This is a genomic window from Pseudomonas sp. IPO3747 (assembly GCF_013385245.1).
Lineage (GTDB): Bacteria > Pseudomonadota > Gammaproteobacteria > Pseudomonadales > Pseudomonadaceae > Aquipseudomonas > Aquipseudomonas edaphica.
Genome location: NZ_JACAQL010000023.1, coordinates 1 through 17,934 on the forward strand (window position 1 = coordinate 1; position 17,934 = coordinate 17,934).

At 60.4% G+C, this 17,934-nt stretch carries 21 protein-coding genes and 1 other RNA gene; 11 read left to right on the top strand and 11 right to left on the bottom strand.

Annotated elements, in window-relative coordinates; all coding sequences use genetic code 11:
* Nucleotides 1–71: 71 nt before the first annotated feature.
* A complete protein-coding gene (locus HX790_RS24485; protein ID WP_138451844.1) occupies nucleotides 72–542 on the bottom strand; it encodes an Lrp/AsnC family transcriptional regulator in 471 nt (156 codons plus the stop codon).
* A gap of 127 nt (nucleotides 543–669) precedes the next feature.
* On the opposite strand from HX790_RS24485, the gene HX790_RS24490 reads away from it, so the two are divergent.
* The 6 genes from HX790_RS24490 to HX790_RS24515 all read left to right on the top strand — a co-directional run bounded on the left by HX790_RS24490 (nucleotide 670) and on the right by HX790_RS24515 (nucleotide 5,928).
* The gene (locus tag HX790_RS24490; RefSeq protein WP_017135282.1) at nucleotides 670–1,008 is read left to right on the top strand and encodes a hypothetical protein; all 339 of its coding nucleotides are present in this window, start codon (nucleotides 670–672) and stop codon (nucleotides 1,006–1,008) included.
* 82 nt (nucleotides 1,009–1,090) lie between these two features.
* Nucleotides 1,091–2,785 (top strand): GspE/PulE family protein, encoded by a 1,695-nt coding sequence (locus HX790_RS24495; RefSeq protein WP_176992320.1) that lies wholly within the window; start codon nucleotides 1,091–1,093, stop codon nucleotides 2,783–2,785.
* Between the two features lie 77 nt (nucleotides 2,786–2,862).
* Nucleotides 2,863–3,783 (top strand): SPFH domain-containing protein, encoded by a 921-nt coding sequence (locus HX790_RS24500; protein WP_017135280.1) that lies wholly within the window; start codon nucleotides 2,863–2,865, stop codon nucleotides 3,781–3,783.
* A gap of 10 nt (nucleotides 3,784–3,793) precedes the next feature.
* The gene (locus HX790_RS24505; protein ID WP_017135279.1) at nucleotides 3,794–4,240 is read left to right on the top strand and encodes an NfeD family protein; all 447 of its coding nucleotides are present in this window, start codon (nucleotides 3,794–3,796) and stop codon (nucleotides 4,238–4,240) included.
* A 69-nt stretch (nucleotides 4,241–4,309) separates the two neighbouring features.
* Nucleotides 4,310–4,624 (top strand): DUF2388 domain-containing protein, encoded by a 315-nt coding sequence (locus HX790_RS24510; RefSeq protein ID WP_017135278.1) that lies wholly within the window; start codon nucleotides 4,310–4,312, stop codon nucleotides 4,622–4,624.
* Between the two features lie 161 nt (nucleotides 4,625–4,785).
* Nucleotides 4,786–5,928 (top strand): DegT/DnrJ/EryC1/StrS aminotransferase family protein, encoded by a 1,143-nt coding sequence (locus HX790_RS24515; RefSeq protein WP_056860748.1) that lies wholly within the window; start codon nucleotides 4,786–4,788, stop codon nucleotides 5,926–5,928.
* A gap of 144 nt (nucleotides 5,929–6,072) precedes the next feature.
* On the opposite strand, the gene gcvH is transcribed toward HX790_RS24515, so the two are convergent.
* The 9 genes from gcvH to HX790_RS24560 all read right to left on the bottom strand — a co-directional run bounded on the left by gcvH (nucleotide 6,073) and on the right by HX790_RS24560 (nucleotide 15,499).
* Complete coding sequence (gene gcvH, locus HX790_RS24520) at nucleotides 6,073–6,456, bottom strand: glycine cleavage system protein GcvH (RefSeq protein ID WP_017135276.1); 384 nt, start codon at nucleotides 6,454–6,456, stop codon at nucleotides 6,073–6,075.
* Between the two features lie 52 nt (nucleotides 6,457–6,508).
* The gene (gene gcvT / locus HX790_RS24525) at nucleotides 6,509–7,591 is read right to left on the bottom strand and encodes a glycine cleavage system aminomethyltransferase GcvT (protein WP_017135275.1); all 1,083 of its coding nucleotides are present in this window, start codon (nucleotides 7,589–7,591) and stop codon (nucleotides 6,509–6,511) included.
* 156 nt (nucleotides 7,592–7,747) lie between these two features.
* Nucleotides 7,748–9,364 (bottom strand): iron ABC transporter permease, encoded by a 1,617-nt coding sequence (locus tag HX790_RS24530; RefSeq protein WP_176992321.1) that lies wholly within the window; start codon nucleotides 9,362–9,364, stop codon nucleotides 7,748–7,750.
* Nucleotides 9,365–9,544: 180 nt separating this feature from the next.
* Entirely contained in the window at nucleotides 9,545–10,549 is a 1,005-nt protein-coding gene (locus HX790_RS24535) for an extracellular solute-binding protein (protein ID WP_017135273.1), read from the bottom strand.
* A 160-nt stretch (nucleotides 10,550–10,709) separates the two neighbouring features.
* Complete coding sequence (locus tag HX790_RS24540) at nucleotides 10,710–11,927, bottom strand: 2-octaprenyl-3-methyl-6-methoxy-1,4-benzoquinol hydroxylase (protein WP_171045819.1); 1,218 nt, start codon at nucleotides 11,925–11,927, stop codon at nucleotides 10,710–10,712.
* Nucleotides 11,928–11,936: 9 nt separating this feature from the next.
* Nucleotides 11,937–12,422, bottom strand: a complete 486-nt coding sequence (locus HX790_RS24545; RefSeq protein ID WP_017135271.1) for a DUF4442 domain-containing protein — start codon at nucleotides 12,420–12,422, stop codon at nucleotides 11,937–11,939.
* On the bottom strand, nucleotides 12,415–13,602 hold the full coding sequence (gene ubiH / locus HX790_RS24550; RefSeq protein ID WP_099550295.1) for a 2-octaprenyl-6-methoxyphenyl hydroxylase: 1,188 nt from the start codon (nucleotides 13,600–13,602) through the stop codon (nucleotides 12,415–12,417). Before ubiH ends, HX790_RS24545 begins: the two co-directional genes overlap by 8 nt.
* Nucleotides 13,599–14,921 (bottom strand): Xaa-Pro aminopeptidase, encoded by a 1,323-nt coding sequence (pepP, locus tag HX790_RS24555; RefSeq protein ID WP_017135269.1) that lies wholly within the window; start codon nucleotides 14,919–14,921, stop codon nucleotides 13,599–13,601. Before pepP ends, ubiH begins: the two co-directional genes overlap by 4 nt.
* 20 nt (nucleotides 14,922–14,941) lie before the next feature.
* Entirely contained in the window at nucleotides 14,942–15,499 is a 558-nt protein-coding gene (locus tag HX790_RS24560) for a YecA family protein (protein ID WP_017135268.1), read from the bottom strand.
* 138 nt (nucleotides 15,500–15,637) lie between these two features.
* Between HX790_RS24560 and HX790_RS24565 the strand changes: the two genes are divergently transcribed.
* From HX790_RS24565 to HX790_RS24580, 4 genes are all read left to right on the top strand, one after another.
* On the top strand, nucleotides 15,638–15,847 hold the full coding sequence (locus HX790_RS24565; protein ID WP_003177365.1) for a TIGR02449 family protein: 210 nt from the start codon (nucleotides 15,638–15,640) through the stop codon (nucleotides 15,845–15,847).
* A complete protein-coding gene (locus HX790_RS24570) occupies nucleotides 15,844–16,161 on the top strand; it encodes a cell division protein ZapA (protein WP_017135267.1) in 318 nt (105 codons plus the stop codon). The genes HX790_RS24565 and HX790_RS24570 overlap by 4 nt, the downstream gene beginning before the upstream one ends.
* A gap of 30 nt (nucleotides 16,162–16,191) precedes the next feature.
* Nucleotides 16,192–16,370, top strand: a non-coding RNA gene (gene ssrS, locus HX790_RS24575) — 6S RNA.
* Between the two features lie 58 nt (nucleotides 16,371–16,428).
* Entirely contained in the window at nucleotides 16,429–17,058 is a 630-nt protein-coding gene (locus HX790_RS24580; protein ID WP_099550294.1) for a 5-formyltetrahydrofolate cyclo-ligase, read from the top strand.
* 9 nt (nucleotides 17,059–17,067) lie between these two features.
* Here HX790_RS24580 and HX790_RS24585 read toward each other — a convergent pair whose 3' ends face one another.
* Complete coding sequence (locus HX790_RS24585) at nucleotides 17,068–17,217, bottom strand: hypothetical protein (protein ID WP_010207387.1); 150 nt, start codon at nucleotides 17,215–17,217, stop codon at nucleotides 17,068–17,070.
* A 194-nt stretch (nucleotides 17,218–17,411) separates the two neighbouring features.
* Here HX790_RS24585 and HX790_RS24590 point away from each other — a divergent pair, with 194 nt between their 5' ends.
* A complete protein-coding gene (locus tag HX790_RS24590; RefSeq protein ID WP_099550293.1) occupies nucleotides 17,412–17,861 on the top strand; it encodes an EVE domain-containing protein in 450 nt (149 codons plus the stop codon).
* The last annotated feature ends 73 nt before the right edge of the window (nucleotides 17,862–17,934 follow it).

Sequence of the window (17,934 nt, forward strand, 5' to 3'; positions counted from 1 at the left end):
TGCTCGCCACAACAGCCCACTGGCCACTAACCGGTTGTGTAGATACCTATGCCGCGATGAGGCAGGCCTTATCAGCACAAGACTGGCAGGCTGGTGGTGGACTTGATCTCCGATAAAGCCACGATCGAGTTCACCTCCTGAATCCCCGGCACCATCGACAGCTTCTCGAAGAAAAACCGCTCATACGCCTCGATGTCCGAGGTGACGATGCGCAGCAGAAAATCCACCGCACCCATCAGCACATAACACTCCAGCACTTCCGGAAACCCGCGAATCGCTTCGGTGAACTCGGTGAAGTTGGAACGGCCGTGGGCGTTGAGTTTGACCTCGGCAAAAATCTGCGTGTTAAGGCCGATCTTCTTGCGGTCCAGCAATGTGACCTGGCCGCGAATCACCCCTTCCTCCTTGAGCCGCTGGATACGCCGCCAGCACGGCGACTGGGACAGGCCCACCTGTTCGGCGATCTGAGCACTGGACAGCGAAGCATCCTCTTGCAGCAGCGCCAGGATACGGCGGTCGTAGGCGTCCAACTCACTGTGCATAAAAATACCTTTGAATGTGCTTATCCTGAATTGTTCTATTCAATAAATCGCAGATAGAGCCCATCTTAGATAAGAAATCTCCGCCCGCGAATGTAAAAATTTCTCCAGTCGAATTTGGAGAGTCAGCATGCACGCCGTCGAAACCACCCACACTCCCGCACGCGTCGACGCCTGGGCTGTCAACAGCGCCCATTGCCAGGCGCATTATCAGATCGTCGCCGAGGCCGAGCCGGACGTGCTGTGCCGGGTGCTCAACTATTTCGCTTTGCAGTTCCTGACCCCGCAACAGGTCAATGTGAGCCGTGAAGACGACCTGTTGAACATTGATATCGTCATGGACGGTTTGAGCTGGCACCGCGCCCAGGTGATCGGTGAAAAGATTAGAAACCTGATCAGCGTCTGCTCGCTGGAAGTGTGGCGAGCTGACTCTCTGCGGCCTGCAGCGATGACGGCGGCCAGCCTGTAAAAGCCGGCAATACTCATGGGGAGGTGGATGTTCGGAGGCAGGCTAGCCTGGGTTTACACCCGACGCCTGCCAGGAAATGCCCATGCCTACCGCCTTGCACACTCACCGCCTGGAACTGCATCAGTTGCTGCCGACGCTGCTCGAGCAAGGGCTGATAACCGCAGAGGTGGCACATTCACTGGCGACGGCGCCCGCTACCCAGCAACACCCTCTGGCATGCATCGCAGCCCACGGGCTGTGCCTGGAAACCTTGACGCAATGGCTGGCCACGCAGGTCGGGCAGCCTTATCTGCGTATCGACCCGCTCAAGATAGACGTGGCAACGGTAGTGCCATTGATGTCCCACGCCTTTGCACAGCGCCACGGGATCCTGGCGGTGGCCGTGGATGCGCAGACCGTCACCGTCGCCAGCGCCCAGCCCCATGTCCGCGACTGGGAAGCCGGGTTGGCACAGGTGCTCAAGCGCTCAATCAAGCGCGTGGTCGCCAACCCCAAGGCTATTGAGCGCTGCATCGGCGAGTTCTACCGCTTGGCCAAATCCGTCAGCGGCGCCGATCAAAAGGCGACGGTGGCCGGCAATGTCGAACTGCTCAGCCTCGGCGCCAGCGATCAGGAGCCGGATGCCAATGACGCGCATATCGTCACTATCGTCGACTGGCTGTTGCAGTACGCCTTTGGGCAGCGGGCCAGTGATATCCATGTCGAACCCTGTCGCGACCAAGGCCGCGTGCGTTTTCGCATCGACGGGCTGCTGCACGATGTGTATCAGTTTCCGCCTCAGGTCACGATGGCGGTGGTCAGCCGCCTCAAGAGCCTGGGTCGGATGAACGTCGCGGAAAAACGCAAACCCCAGGACGGCCGGGTCAAGACCAAAAGCCCGGCGGGCATAGAGGTGGAACTGCGCCTTTCGACTTTGCCAACAGCGTTTGGTGAAAAACTGGTGATGCGGATTTTCGACCCACAGGTGCTGCTGAAAGATTTTGACCAGCTTGGTTTGTCAGATGACGACCAACAACGCTGGCACGCCATGACCGGCCAGGCCAACGGCATCATCCTCGTCACCGGGCCAACCGGCTCCGGCAAGACCAGCACTCTCTACGCCACGCTCAAGCAACTGGCAACCCGCGAGGTCAACCTGTGCACGGTAGAGGACCCGATCGAAATGATTGAACCGGCCTTCAACCAGATGCAGGTGCAGCACAACATCGACCTGACCTTCGCCAGCGGCGTCCGCGCCCTGCTGCGCCAGGACCCGGACATCATCATGATCGGTGAGATCCGTGACCGGGAAACCGCAGAAATGGCGATTCAGGCCGCATTGACCGGGCATCTGGTGCTGTCGACGCTGCACACCAATGATGCGCCCAGCGCCATCAGCCGGTTGCAGGAGCTTGGCATTGCTCATTATTTGATCAAGGCTACCCTTATAGGGGTGATGGCGCAGCGTTTGGTGCGGCTTTTATGCCCTCACTGCAAACGCGCGGTGGGCGCGCCGGGCACCGCGCATGAAGCTGTCGGCTGTGCAGAATGCCGCGAAAGTGGTTATCGAGGCCGCGCCGGGCTCTACGAAATCATGCCGATGAGCGAGGCGTTCAAGGCGCTGATCACCCCAGGTGCCGACGTGCAGGCTCTACGCCGGGCCTCAGTGGAGCAAGGCATGCGCAGCCTGCGCATGGCTGGTATCGACAAAGTGAACGCCGGGCTGACCACCCTGGCAGAGGTATTACGGGTAACGCCTGGGGATTCAGAAACAAATGATTTGATTGTTGGCCCGTGAAACCGTCCTTATCCGTGACTGGGCCGTTACAATCGGCCACACGTCGCATCACTGACACCATCAGATAGGGAATCGCTATGCAGATCGGAACCGTACTGCTTCTTTTCGTGGGTTTGGCCGTTGCCATCCTGTTCATGGGCTTTAAAGTGGTGCCCCAGGGCTACCAGTGGACTGTCGAGCGTTTCGGCCGCTACACCAACACACTCAAGCCCGGCCTCAACATCATTATTCCGATCATGGACCGCATCGGTCGCAAGATAAACGTGATGGAAAGCGTGCTGGATATTCCACCGCAGGAAGTGATCACCGCCGACAACGCCACCGTGCAGATCGACGCCGTGTGCTTCTTCCAGGTGGTCAACACCGCCCAGGCCGCCTACGAAGTCAATAACCTCGAGCACGCCATCCGCAACCTGCTGCAAACCAACATCCGCACCGTGCTTGGCTCCATGGAGCTGGATGCCATGCTGAGCCAGCGTGACGGCATCAACGAAAAGCTGCTGCGTACCGTGGATGAAGCCACAGCGCCGTGGGGCATCAAGATCACCCGCATCGAGATCAAGGACATCAGCCCGCCTGCCGACCTGATGGCCGCCATGTCCGGCCAGATGAAAGCCGAGCGGATCAAGCGTGCGCAGATCCTGGAAGCCGAAGGCCTGCGGGCATCGGCGATCCTGACGGCCGAAGGTAAAAAACAGGCGCAAATCCTTGAGGCCGAGGGCAGTCGCCAGGCGGCTTTCCTGGAGTCCGAAGCCCGTGAGCGTCAGGCCGAGGCCGAAGCCCGTGCCACACAAGTGGTCTCCGAGGCCATCGCGTCGGGCAACGTGCAGGCGGTTAACTACTTCGTCGCGCAAAAATACATCGATGCCCTGGGCAAGCTGGCATCGGCCAACAACAGCAAAGTCATCCTGATGCCGCTGGAAGCCAGCCAGGTAATTGGCGCCGTCGGTGGCATCGGCGAAATCGTCAAGGCAACCTTCGACAACAAGAAAGGCTGAGGCAACTGCCATGTGGGAATTCCTGCAGCATCTGTCGTTCTGGGATTGGCTGGCACTGGGCACGGTGCTGTTGATTCTTGAAGTGTTCGGCGCCGGCGGTTACCTGCTGTGGATGGGCATCGCCGCTGCCGCTGTAGGCGTGATCAAGTTCGTGGTGCCGCCGCTGGGGTTGGAATGGCAACTGCTGCTGTTCGCCGTGCTGTCGATTTTGACCGCCGTCTATTGGTGGAAACGCCAACGCAGCAGCGCCAAGGTCAGCGACCAGCCGGGGCTGAACATGCGTGGCTCGGAGCTGGTTGGCCGCACGTTTGTGGTGCACCAGGCCATCGTCGATGGCCGGGGCAAGATAAAAGTCGGTGATGGCGTGTGGATGGCCACTGGCCCGGATACCCCGATAGGCGCTCAAGTACGTGTCATTGGTCAGGACGGCGTGGTTTTACAGGTCGAAACTGTTTAGTCAGTGATGGAACTCGACTGAGCTAACTACAATCAAACTGTTCAGATAACCCAGTCGGAGTCACCCATCATGCGTTTCAAATATGCTGTCGCAACCCTCGCTGTGCTTTCCCTTCCTGTCGGTTCAGCCATGGCCGACAGCTTTTGGCGTAATGTCATTTCATCGGGCGCTACTACCGGCTCGACGTACCTGACCTTCAAGGACCACAAGCTGGTGGTCGCCGCCCAAGACGACGCAGGCAGCTTTGTTGCCAGCGACGGCGGCATCCGCGGTCCATACCTGGAAGCCGCCATGCAGAAAGTCCGCGCTGACAACCCAGGCCTCAAGGCCACCGATATGGAATTGGCCAACGCTATCCTCGCGAAAAACGCTGTGACCGAGTAAAGCGCCCATAAAAAATGCCGCTCTTTGGGAGCGGCATTTTTTTGCTCGTAACATGACGATTCATTCACGTGTGACAGGCTATATTCAGTCGAACCGTGCAACCATGCGGTACTGATACGTTTATTACTCATCGCCTATCTGAAACGGATGCCTTCGTCGTTATGAGCCAACAGCCCTTTCTGCCGTTTTCCAAACCTACCATTGATGAAGCCACCATCTCGGCGGTCGGCGATGTACTGCGCTCGGGCTGGATCACCAGCGGGCCAAAAGTGCAGGCGTTCGAAGCACAGCTGTCGGAATACTTTGGCGGCCGGCCGGTGCGGACGTTCAACTCCGGCACCTGCACCATGGAAATTGCTTTGCGCATCGCCGGGATTGGCCCAGGGGACGAAGTCATCACCACGCCGATCTCCTGGGTCGCCACTGCCAACGTGATCCTGGAAGTCGGTGCCACGCCGGTATTTGCCGATATCGACCCGGTAACCCGCAATATCGACCTGGCCCAAGTAGAAGCTGCAATCACCCCACGTACCAAGGCGATCATTCCGGTGTACCTGGCGGGCCTGCCCCTGGACATGCCGATGCTGTATGCACTGGCCAACAAGTACAACCTGCGTATCGTCGAAGACGCCGCCCAGGCACTGGGTTCCAGCTGGGATGGCGAACGCATTGGCGCAACCGGCGACTTTGTATCCTTCAGCTTCCAGGCCAACAAGAACATCACCTCTTCCGAGGGCGGTTGCCTGGTATTAAACAATGCCGAAGAAGCCCGCCTGGCCGAGAAATATCGCTTGCAGGGCGTTACCCGCACGGGTTTCGATGGCCTGGACGTAGATGTGTTGGGCGGCAAGTTCAACATGACCGACATTGCCGCAGCCATCGGCCTGGGCCAGTTCGCTCATATCGAGAAGATCACTGCCCATCGCCAGAACCTGGCGCGCCACTACTTCAAATGCTTCGGCAGTGATTTCGAAGCGCAATACGGCGCACAACTGCCACCGGCAGACTTCGAAAACAGCAACTGGCACCTGTTCCAACTGGTATTGCCGGAGCGTCAGGATGGCAAGCCGGCACGCGCCACCTTCATGGAACAGATGCAGGCGCATGGCGTCGGCATTGGCTATCACTACCCGCCGATCCACCTGCTGAGCCTGTATCGGGCGCAGGGTTTCAAGGAAGGCATGTTCCCGGTGTCGGAGCGTGTTGGGCGTTTGATCGTGTCGTTGCCGATGTTCACGGCGATGACAGAGGCGGACGTAGAGCGGTCGGTTGCGGCGGTTAAAGCGGTATTGAAAGCGGGTTAAGTACAGAATCCTGGCTTGCCACAATCAAGTGTGGGAGCTGGCTTGCCTGCGATGCAGACGCCTCGGTGTGACTGATTCACCGAGGCGTCTGCATCGCAGGCAAGCCAGCTCCCACATTGATTTGTGCAGCGCAACGCCCGGTGTTTACTCGCCGATGGCAGCTTTGTAACCCGCAGCATCCAGCAGTTTTTCCAGATCGGCCGGGTTGCTTGGCTTGAGCTTGAAGATCCAGGCGCCGTAAGGGTCGGTGTTCAACAGCTCAGGGCTGCCACTCAGTTCCTCGTTGACGGCAATCACTTCGCCAGCAATCGGGGCGTAGATATCCGAAGCAGCCTTCACCGACTCAACCACGCCAGCCTGGCCTTCAGCTTCAAACTGGGCGCCAACTTCCGCCAGCTCAACAAACACCACATCACCCAACGCTTCCTGTGCATGGTCGGAAATCCCGACGGTCACAGTGCCGTCGGCTTCCAGACGGGCCCATTCGTGACTTTCGGCAAAACGCAGGTCAGCTGGGATATCGCTCATAATCTGTGTCCTCAAGAAGAAATGTCAGCGGCCTTTGGCCTGCCGGAAATAGTTAGATCAAGGTTTTGCCATGGCGTACGAAGGTCGGTTTGACCACTCGAACCGGGTACCACTTGCCGCGGATTTCCACTTCGGCCCGATCGGCGGTGGCCGTCGGTACGCGCGCCAGGGCAATGGATTTGCTCAGCGTAGGAGAGAAACTACCACTGGTGATCTCTCCTTCGCCAACATTGGCGATACGAACCACTTGGTGAGCGCGCAAAACCCCACGCTCCTCCAGTACCAGCCCGACCAATTTGTACTGCACACCCGCCGCCAGCTCTGCTTGCAGCGCGCTGCGACCAATGAAGTTGCGACCGGCAGGTTCCCAGGCAATGCTCCAGGCCATGTTAGCCGCCAAGGGCGAAACATCCTGGTGGATATCCTGACCATACAGGTTCATGCCGGCTTCCAGGCGCAGGGTATCGCGGGCGCCAAGACCAATGGGTGAAATACCCGCGCCGACCAGGTCGTTGAAAAAGCCTGGCGCCTGATCGGCAGGCAGGACTATTTCCAGGCCGTCTTCACCGGTATATCCGGTACGGGCGATAAACCAGTCACCGTCCGCCTGGCCTTCAAAGGGCTTGAGTTGATGAATCAGGTTGCTGCGCGACTGGGTGACCAGTTCGGCGATTTTCTGCCGGGCATGGGGACCCTGAATGGCGAGCATGGCCAACTCGGGCCGCTCCTGCAGTTGCACCGAATAGTTGCCCAGTTGCGCCTGCATCCAGGCCATATCCTGGTCGCGGGTGGCTGCGTTGACCACCAACCGGTAACCGGCTTCGGTGCGGTAGACGATCATGTCGTCCACCACGCCGCCCTGCTCATTGAGCATGGCGCTGTAGAGCGCACGGCCGCAGCCATGCAAACGATCGACATCATTGGCCAGCAGGTGCTGGAGCCAGTCCTTGGCCTGAGGGCCGGTGACATCGATCACGGTCATATGAGATACATCGAACACCCCGCAGTCGCGTCGCACCTGATGGTGTTCTTCAACTTGCGAGCCGTAGTGCAGAGGCATATCCCAACCGCCAAAATCGACCATTTTCGCGCCGAGGGCGAGATGCAGGTCATACAGAGGCGTACGCTGTCCCATGGGTTTCTCCTTCCGGGCTTGGCGAAGGTGCGCGGAGCTGCTGTTTGCGCTGAACACCTTGAATTACAAGGCCTGCAGCCACGCCCAGCGACTCGCTCCGAAAGACGAAGCGCACCGAATGCCGCGCATTGTAGCCGCAAGCCGTAGGACTGGCACCTAACCGATTTGCCGCGCAGAGCGTCGGATCAAGCCGATGACCGGCAGCAGCCCCACCAGCACAAGGGTCAGCGCCGGCAACGAGGCTCGCGCCCATTCTCCTTCACTGGTCATTTCAAAGATGCGAACTGCCAGGGTGTCCCAGCCAAATGGGCGCATCAGCAAGGTTGCGGGCATTTCCTTGAGCACATCGACGAACACCAGCAACGCCGCGCTCAACGTGCCCGGCAGCAATAACGGCAGATACACTTTGCAAAACAGTCGTGGCCCGCTCACCCCGAGACTGCGTGCCGCTTCGGGCAACGACGGGCGGATTCGCGCCAGGCTGTTTTCCAACGGCCCGTAGGCCACCGCCAGAAAGCGCACCAGATAGGCCAGCACCAGTGCCGACAGGCTGCCAAGCAGCAAGGGTTTGCCCGCGCCGCCGAGCCACCCCGAGAGCGGTACCACCAGCTCTCGGTCCAGGTAGCTGAATGCCAACATGATCGACACCGCCAGCACCGAACCCGGCAAGGCATAGCCGACGTTAGCCAGGCTGATACCAGAGCGAATCGCCCGTGTCGGCGCCAGCCGGTTGGCGAAGGCGAGTATCAACGCCACGCTGACCGTGATCAGCGCCGCGATACCGCCTAAGTAAAGGGTGTGAACGATCAGGCCGGTGTAGCGCTCATCCAGGTCGAAGCGGCCGCGCTGCCAGAACCAGGCGACCAGTTGCAGCATGGGGATGACAAAGGCGCAGGCGAACACCAACCCGCACCACGTGCTGGCCGCTGCCGCCTTGAACCCTCGCAAGTGATACAACGCCTGGCCCCGTGGCCGCTCGTTGCTTGGGCGGCTGGCACCGCGGGCTCGCCGTTCGCCGTACAGCACCAGCATCACCACCAGCAGCAACAGGCTGGCCAGTTGGGCAGCGCTGGAAAGGCTGAAAAAGCCGTACCAGGTCTTGTAGATGGCGGTGGTGAAGGTGTCGAAATTGAACACCGAGACCGCGCCGAAATCCGCCAGGGTTTCCATCAAGGCCAGGGCCACGCCGGCACCAATCGCCGGCCGTGCCATGGGCAGCGCGACGCGCCAGAACGCTTGCCAGGGCGATTGCCCGAGCACACGTGCCGCCTCCATCAGCCCTTTGCCCTGGGCAATAAACGCCGTGCGCGCCAGCAGGTAGACGTAGGGGTAGAACACCAGCACCAACACGATAATCACGCCGCCGGTGGAGCGCACCCGCGGCAGCCGCAGGCCGGTGCCGAACCAATCACGCAGCAGGCTTTGCACCGGGCCAGCGAAATCCAGCAGGCCGACAAACACAAAGGCCAGTACGTAGGCGGGAATGGCAAAAGGCAGCATCAAGGCCCAATCGAGCCAGCGCCGCCCAGGAAACTCGCAGAGGCTGGTCAACCAGGCCAGGCTCACGCCCAGCAGCGTCACCCCCACTCCCACGCCCAGCACCAGGGTGAGGGTATTGCCCAGCAGGCGTGGCATCTGGGTGTCCCACAGGTGCGACCAGATTTGCGCGTCGATACTCTGCCAGGACAGCAACAGCACACTCAGCGGCAACAGCACCAGGGCGGCGACGCTGAAGACCGGCAGGTACCAGCGGCGTTGGGCGGGGTGGGCCAAGGGCTAGCTCTCAGGTTGGTAAAAAATTCAAGGTGAACACAAAGCAATGTGGGAGCTGGCTTGCCTGCGATAGCAGCACCTCGGTGTGTCAGTTACACCTGGGTGATGCTATCGCAGGCAAGCCAGCTCCCACACAAGCCCGCTCCCACATTTAGTTCGGCGCTTGCCTGCAAATTGTAGTTAGTTCCAGCCGGCGCGATCCATCAGGCGGATAGCCTCAGCCTGGCGCTTGCCTGCCACTTCCACCGGCAAGGTGTCAGCCACGAACTTGCCCCAGGTCGCCACTTCCGCCGATGGCGGCACCGCCGGGTTGGCCGGGAACTCCTGGTTCACGTCGGCAAAGATCTGCTGCGCCTCAGGCGTGGTCATCCACTCCACCAATGCCTTGGCGGCTTCCGGGTGCGGTGCGTGCTTAGTCAGGCCAATGCCCGACAGGTTCACATGCACGCCACGGTCGCCCTGGTTCGGCCAGAACAGTTTTACCGCCAAATCCGGCTTCTGCTTGTGCAGGCGGCCGTAGTAGTAGGTGTTGACGATGCCCACGTCGCATTGCCCGGCGTTGATCGCCTCCAGCACGGCGATGTCGTCGGAGAACACGTCGGTGGAGAGGTTGTTGACCCAGCCTTTGACGATTTCCTCGGTTTTGGCCGCGCCATGGGTTTCGATCAGGGTGGCGGTCAGCGACTGGTTGTAGACCTTCTTCGCCGTGCGCAGGCACAAGCGGCCTTCCCATTGCTTGTCGGCCAGGGCTTCGTAAGTGGTCAGGTCACCGGGTTTTACCCGGTCGGTGGAATAGGCGATGGTCCGCGCACGCAGGCTCAAGCCGGTCCAGGCGTGGTTAGAGGAGCGATATTGCAGCGGAATATTCTTGTCGATCACCGCCGAGGTGAACGGCTGCAGGATGCCCATTTGCTCAGCCTGCCAAAGGTTGCCGGCGTCCACGGTGAGCAACAGGTCAGCCGTGGCGTTCTCGCCTTCGGCCTTGATGCGCTGCATCAGCGGGGCTTCCTTGTCGGTGATGAACTTCACCTGCACGCCGGTCTTTTTGGTGTAGGCGTCGAACACCGGCTTGATCAGTTCGTCGATGCGCGAGGAGTAGACCACGACTTCGTCGGCTGCCTGCACGGTGGTGCTGCCGATAAGGGTGAGTGCCAGGGCAGTCAGGAGGCGCTTGGGTGCCAACATGGGTGCGGTCTCTCATTTGCAAAAAGAGGGCAAATGATAAGGACTCACATTTGGTAGCGCTTGGTGGAGGCGTTACGAGATGTTGCATGGCTGGGATTTGTGCTGGGGCCAATGGCCCCATCGCGGGCAAGCCCGGCTCCCACAGGGTACTCAGGCGCCCTCAGGGTTTGGCCAGCTCCGGGAGGTCGCCGGTCAGGCCCAAGGCCTGGCGGACGAAGATGGCCTTGGCTTCGGGCATCTGGTCGACCATTTTCAGCCCGGCGTTGCGCAGCCAGCGTAATGGTAACTGGTCGGCCTGGAACAGGCGCTCAAACCCTTCCATAGCCGCCATCAGCGCAAGGTTATGCGGCATGCGCCGACGTTCGTAGCGGCTCAAAACTTTCACATCAGCCAGGCGCTCACCACGTTCAGTGGCTGCCAGCAGCACCTCGGCCAGCACCGCCGCATCGAGGAAACCCAGGTTTACGCCCTGCCCCGCCAACGGGTGGATCACGTGGGCCGCGTCGCCGATCAACGCCAGGCCTTCTGCCACGTAGCGTTTGGCATGTCGTTGGCGCAATGGCACGCACACACGTGGATCGGCGCTGAGCACCGTGCCGAGCCGCCCTTCAAAGGCGCGCTCCAGCTCACGGCAGAAGTTTTCGTCGTCCAGCGCCATCAGGCGCTCGGATTCGGCCGGTGTGGTGGACCAGACGATCGAGCACCAGTCTTCCTGCCCCTCGCGCACCAATGGCAGAAACGCCAGCGGGCCAGTGTCGGTAAAGCGCTGCCACGCCGTGCGCTGGTGGGGCTGGCTGCTGCGAACGCTGGTGACAATGGCGTTATGCAAATAATCCCACTCGCGGGTCGCAGTGCCGGTCAGGCGGCGTACGGCGGAGTTGGCGCCATCGGCGGCGACCACCAGCGGTGCACGCAATGTGCGGCCGTCGGCAAGGGTCAGCAGCCAGTCATCGCCGGAGCGGCGCATCTGTTCCAGGCGGGCGTTGGCCAGCAGGCCCAGGTCGCAGTCATGCAGGCGGTCGAGCAGCGCGTCCTGAACCACGCGGTTCTCGACGATATGCCCAAGCACTTCGGCGTGCACACTGGCCGCCGAGAAGTGGATCTGCCCGGTGCCGCTGCCGTCCCACACTTGCATCTCGCCATAAGGGCTGGCGCGCCGCGACACAATGCCGTCCCACACGCCGAGGCGCTCAAGGATGCGCTGGCTCGCGGCCGACAAGGCGCTCACCCGTGGCTCGAAGGCAGCCTCACGGTCAAATGGCTTGACGCTCAGCGGGCTGCCGTCGAGCAGCAGCACCTGCAGGCCACTGCCCTGCAACGCGAGCGCCAGGGCGCTTCCGACCATTCCGGCCCCGACAATCAGCACATCTGCGCGCATGTCCATGCTTTAAGCCTGCTTTGCTGGCGGCTTGCGCCGCACGTAAAGGGTTTTGTCGACCCGCGCCACCAGGGTGCCGGAGCCGTCATGAATCTCGACCTTGAGGTGGGGCAGGTACTTCTCGCCACCTTCGGTTTGCCGGCGAATCTCGTCCAGCAAGGCGTCGTCGATGGAGAACTCGGCGTACACCGGGCCTTTGCCCGGCGACACAAAGTCGATGCTCGCGGCCTTGTCCCACACGATGTAGTCGCGGCCCAGGTTCTCCATCAACAGCAACATGTAGAACGGGTCAACCATCGAATACAGGCTGCCGCCAAATTGCGTGCCGACGTAATTACGGTTGTACCAGCCCAAGCCCATGCGCACTTTGACATGACGAAAGTCAGCGCTCATGTGCTGCACGCTTATCCCCGCCCCGAGATAAGGCGGATAAAGGGTCATGACCCAACGCAACAGCCGCGCTTTACCCAAACGTTGGATCAACCACTTACGCATCGGGGCGCGTACCCAAGCCCATGGCCTGACGGGCGAACCAGCGTTTGGCCGGCGGTAGCAGGTCCAGGCCAAGCAGGCCCATGTTGCGGCCCAAAGCCACTAACGGCTGGGCACTGCCAAACAGGCGTGTGACTTGATCGGAGAAGCCCACTGTGAGCTTCTGGTCCAGATGCTGGCTTTCGCGGTAGCGCTGCAAGGTCGCCAAGTCGCCCGGCACCTGCGGCCCGGCCAACAAGGCTTCGGCCAAGGCATTGGCATCGCGCAGGGACAGGTTGAACCCCTGCCCGGCAATCGGGTGCAGGCTGTGGGCGGCATTGCCGAGGATCGCCAGGTGCGAGCGCACTTGTTCTTCGGCCTCCACCAGCGTCAGCGGGTACAGGTGCCGTGCGCCGACTTGCTTGAGGGTGCCCAGGCGATAGCCGAACACGCCCTGCAGTTCGCTCAAGAAACTGCGCTCGTCGAGGTTGGCCAAACGCTGGGCGTCCATGCCGATGCGCGTCCATACCAGCGCGCAGCGGTTGTCCGGCAACGGCAACAGGGCCATCGGGCCTTCATCGGTAAAGCGCTCGAAGGCCTCGCCGTTGTGGGCTTCGCTGGGGGTGATGTTGGCGATCAGCGCGCTCTGGTTGTACGGGCGGGTTTTCACGCCAATACCTAACTGCTCGCGCAAACCGGAGCGACCACCGTCGGCCAATACCGCAAGGTCGCATTCCAGCACGGTTTCATCGTTGAGGGTCAGGCGATAGCCGTCGGGCAGCGGCTCCATACGCGTGACTTCCGCCGGGCAACGCCAACTCACCACCTCTTTGTCCAGGCCTTGCCACAGGCACTGTCCGAGCCAGGCGTTTTCCACCACATAGCCGAGGGCCGGCACGCCCTCCTCCATGGCGGACAAGCGCGCAGTCGAGAAACGCCCACGGTCAGACACGTGGATCTGCTTGATCGGCTCGGCGCGGCGGGAGATGTCCTGCCACACACCCAGGCGCTGATAGATCTGACGGGCACCGTAAGACAACGCCGAAGAACGTGCATCGTAGCTCGGTTGGTAAGTGTCGCCTGGGGCAAATGGCTCGATCAGCACGATCTTCCAACCCCGTGCCTTGGCACCGGCCTGCAAGGCCAACGCCAGGCTGGCGCCCACCAGGCCACCACCGATAATCGCCAGGTTGACCCGGCTCATCGGGCAGCCGCCATCAGCGCTTCGATCTCAGCGACAGTTTTAGGCACACCACCGGTCAGAATTTCACAGCCTTGCTTGGTCACTACCACGTCATCCTCGATGCGTACGCCAATGCCACGCCATTTCTTTGCCACGTTCTGGTTGTCCGGCGAAATATAAATCCCCGGCTCCACGGTCAAGGCCATGCCCACTTCCAGCACACGCCATTCACCGCCCACTTTGTATTCGCCCACATCGTGCACATCCATGCCCAGCCAGTGGCCGGCGCGGTGCATATAAAAGGCACGGTAGGCTTCGCTGGCGATCAACTCGTCGACGTTACCTTGCAACAGCCCCAACTTCACCAGCCCGGCGGTGATGACCTGCACGGTCGCCTCGTGGGCCTGGTTCCAATGTTTGTTCGGTGCAATCTGGGCGAAGGCGGCTTCCTGGGAGGCCAGCACAATTTCATAGATCGCCTTTTGTTCGGGCGAAAACTTGCCGCTGACCGGCCACGTGCGCGTGATATCGCTGGCGTAGCAGTCGATCTCGCAACCGGCGTCGATCAACACCAGGTCGCCGTCCTTGAGCAGCGCGTCATTCTGCTGGTAGTGCAGGATGCAGCTGTTGCGCCCGGCGGCGACGATGGAGCCATAGGCCGGCATCTTCGCGCCGCCCTTGCGGAACTCGTAATCCAGCTCGGCTTCGAGGCTGAACTCATACAGCCCGGCGCGGCTGGCCTGCATCGCCTTGACGTGGGCCGCACAGGAAATTCGCGCAGCCTCGCGCATCACCTTCACTTCTGCCGCCGATTTATACAGGCGCATGTCGTGAAGCAGATGATCCAGGGCAACAAATTCGTTCGGCGGCTGGGCGCCCAGGTGCGCCTTGGAACGGATCACGTTGATCCACTCCATCAGATGCCGGTCGAATTCGGCGTTGCTGCCCATGGCCGAATACACCCGGTCGCGGCCTTCGATCAGGCCGGGCAGGATGTCGTCGATATCGGTGATGGGGAACGCATCGTCAGCACCAAAGTCGCGAATGGCGCCTTCGGTGCCGGCGCGCAGGCCGTCCCACAGTTCGCGTTCGACGTTGCGCTCGCGGCAGAACAGCACGTACTCGCCATGCTGGCGACCGGGCATCAGCACGATCACCGCTTCAGGTTCAGGGAAGCCGCTCAGGTACTGGAAATCGCTGTCCTGGCGGTAGACGTGCTCGACATCACGGTTGCGGATGGCCACGGCGGCGGCCGGCAGGATCGCGATGCTGTTGGGTTCCATCTGCGCCATGAGCGCCTTGCGGCGACGGGTGTATTCCGCTTTCGGGATATGGATCATGGGCAGATGGGCTTCCTTACTTAGTGCAGCGACGGCTTGGGTGCGGCGGGCTCAGCGGATTTTTTGGTCTCGGTGAACAACAGCAGCGGCGCGACACGCAGGTATTCCATCACCTCCATATAGTCGCCTTCACCGTCTTCGGATTCTTCCAGGGCATCTTGCACCTGGGAGATGGCCGCCAGGTCTTGCAACACTTCTTTGGCATCAGTGCTCAGTTCCAGGCCGCCGGCATTCACACCGAAGCCGTGCAGGAAACCCTGGCACCATTGGCCCAATGCTGCAGCGCGTTCGGTGAGCGGTGCATCGTCGGTCGGCAGCAGCAGAACGACGGTGACGTCATCACCGGTCAGCTCGCCTTTAACCATCTCTTGCAGGCCGATCAGCGCGTTACGCACGTTCTCGGTAGGTTCGGTTTCCAGCAGCTCGGCCACATCGGCCAGCCAGTTGTCGGCATCGAAGCCAACGCCCGTGCAGCTGCGGCCCAACAGCACGCCGTGCAGTTCGGCAGGCGAGCAAGGATGACCGCTGGAGCTCAGCAGTTTGGAAAAAGCGTCGTACGGGGAGTTCTGAATAGGCATGGTGAGCTAGGCGCCAGACGGCGCAATGTCTAGAATGAAGCGCTGTATCCTAGCACCGGCAGACGTACCAAGACTATCGAGGGCGTCAGATCGTTTATCCTGAAGTTGCCATTCATCAGACAAATCCAGTGGAACCCAATGGAAGACACCGACCTGCAAGCGCTGATGGCCAGACTCGAACTGCTAATTGATCGGGTCGAGCAACTTAAGAGTCAAAACGGACTCCTATTAGCTCAGGAAAAGACCTGGCGCGAGGAACGCGCTCACCTCATTGAAAAAAACGAAATCGCCCGGCGTAAGGTCGAATCGATGATTTCGCGCCTGAAGGCCCTGGAGCAAGACTCATGAGTTCAAGCAATAGCGTTACCGTGCAGATCCTCGACAAAGAATATTCGATCATCTGCCCCCAGGAAGAACGCAGCAATCTGGTGAGTGCTGCCCGCTATCTGGACGGCAAGATGCGTGAAATCCGCAGCAGCGGCAAAGTCATCGGCGCCGACCGTATCGCCGTGATGGCCGCACTGAACATTACCCACGATCTGCTGCATAAGCAGGAACGGCCTGACGTGCAGGCCAGCGGCTCGACGCGTGAGCAAGTGCGTGACCTGCTCGAACGCGTGGATCTGGCACTTTCTACCGAGCCAGAGCCACCCAAGGGCTGATTGACGCGTCTGTTTAAGGTATACTCGCCCCACTCCCTGGCGTGTTTGCCAGTCGGCGATGTCCCTGAGCCGATTCGCACTACCCTGGAAGTTGCACGTTGGGCTGGTGTGCATGTCCGCTAGACGGAAAGCCTTAAAGCCTACTGCATCTTCCACCTTGAACTTTCGGGTTCAAGGGCTAAGTCGACAGCGGCTCTGTCGGGGAGCCTGAATTCCCAAACTCAATGCCAGTCCCAGGACTGGCATTGTTTTATGAGCCGAACATCCATGACCGAACCTGCGCCGCTTTCCCGTCCGCAACTTCGACGCATGTTGCGCAAAGCCCGCCGCGCGCTTACGCCGAGCGAGCAGCGCAAGGCCGCTCACGGCCTGTATCGGCAACTGGCACAGCACCCGTTGTTTCGCCGGGCCAAACATATCTCTTTATATCTGCCCACGGACGGTGAAATCGATCCGCGTCTGCTGCTGCGCGCTGCGCAGCGCCGGGGCAAGGCCACTTATCTGCCGGTACTCAGTGCCTGGCCGCGCACCAAGATGGTGTTCCAGCGTGTGCGGCCTGGAGATAAGTTGTTGCCCAACCGCTTTCGCATCCTTGAGCCGCACGTAAATGCCAACCGCCAGCGCCAAGTTTGGGCGCTGGACCTGGTGCTGTTGCCGCTGGTGGGCTTCGATGATGTGGGTGGGCGACTGGGCATGGGCGGTGGGTTTTATGACCGCAGCCTGGCCTACCTGGCTCGGCGCAAAAACTGGCGCAAGCCCACGCTGCTGGGCCTGGCCCATGAATGTCAGAAGGTCGAGCGCCTGGCACAGGCAAGCTGGGATGTGCCATTGGCTGGCACGGTCACCGATAAAAAATGGTATGTCGCAGAAACGTCGCTGGAACCAGCGACGCCTTAAAAAGCAGTGTTAACGCTTGAACGGTTGTGGCTGCTGCTGAGCCAGTTCAACCGGTGCATCGGTCTTGTTCGACCACAAGCTCTGGGCATATCCGGTGGTCACGACGCCCAGGCCAAACAAAATAACCAAAATCCATAGTAAATCCGGTTTACGTTGCATCGATTGCCCCCCTTCAGGCACCTCGTACACGATGACAACAACGTTCCAAAGTAGTCCGTTGCAGCTGCGTCAAGCTTAAAAGCGGGCATTCTGCGGTAACGTGACCCAACACGCAAACCTTGACGCCAACCGACTGTCGGTTTGTCATGGAATTGCCTGACAACTTATCCAATGCCTTTTTCAGGAGCCCAAAAATGGCCTACTGGCTGATGAAATCCGAGCCCGATGAACTCTCCATCAAAGGCCTGGAAAAGCTCGGTGAAACGCGCTGGGACGGGGTGCGCAACTATCAGGCACGCAACTTTTTGCGAGCCATGGCCGTTGGTGATGAGTTTTTCTTCTACCACTCCAGTTGCCCTGAGCCAGGCATTGCCGGTATCGGCAAAATTGTCGAGGCGGCCTATCCGGACCCGACTGCGCTGGAACCCGAAAGCCACTACTTCGATGCCAAAGCCACGCCTGAGAAAAACCCGTGGACTGCACTCAACGTGGCCCACGTCGAGACCTTTGCAAAGGTGCTGGGCCTTGGCTACCTGAAACAACAAACCGCCCTCGCCGAATTGCCGCTGGTGCAAAAAGGCAGTCGATTGTCGGTGATGCCGGTGACGGCCGAACAATGGGCAGCGGTACTCGCCCTGCGCTGAAAAGGCAGAACCCTGCGGTCACACCTGTGATGCATGCATCTGCACGCCAAGCGGGTTAGGCTTGCGCTTCATT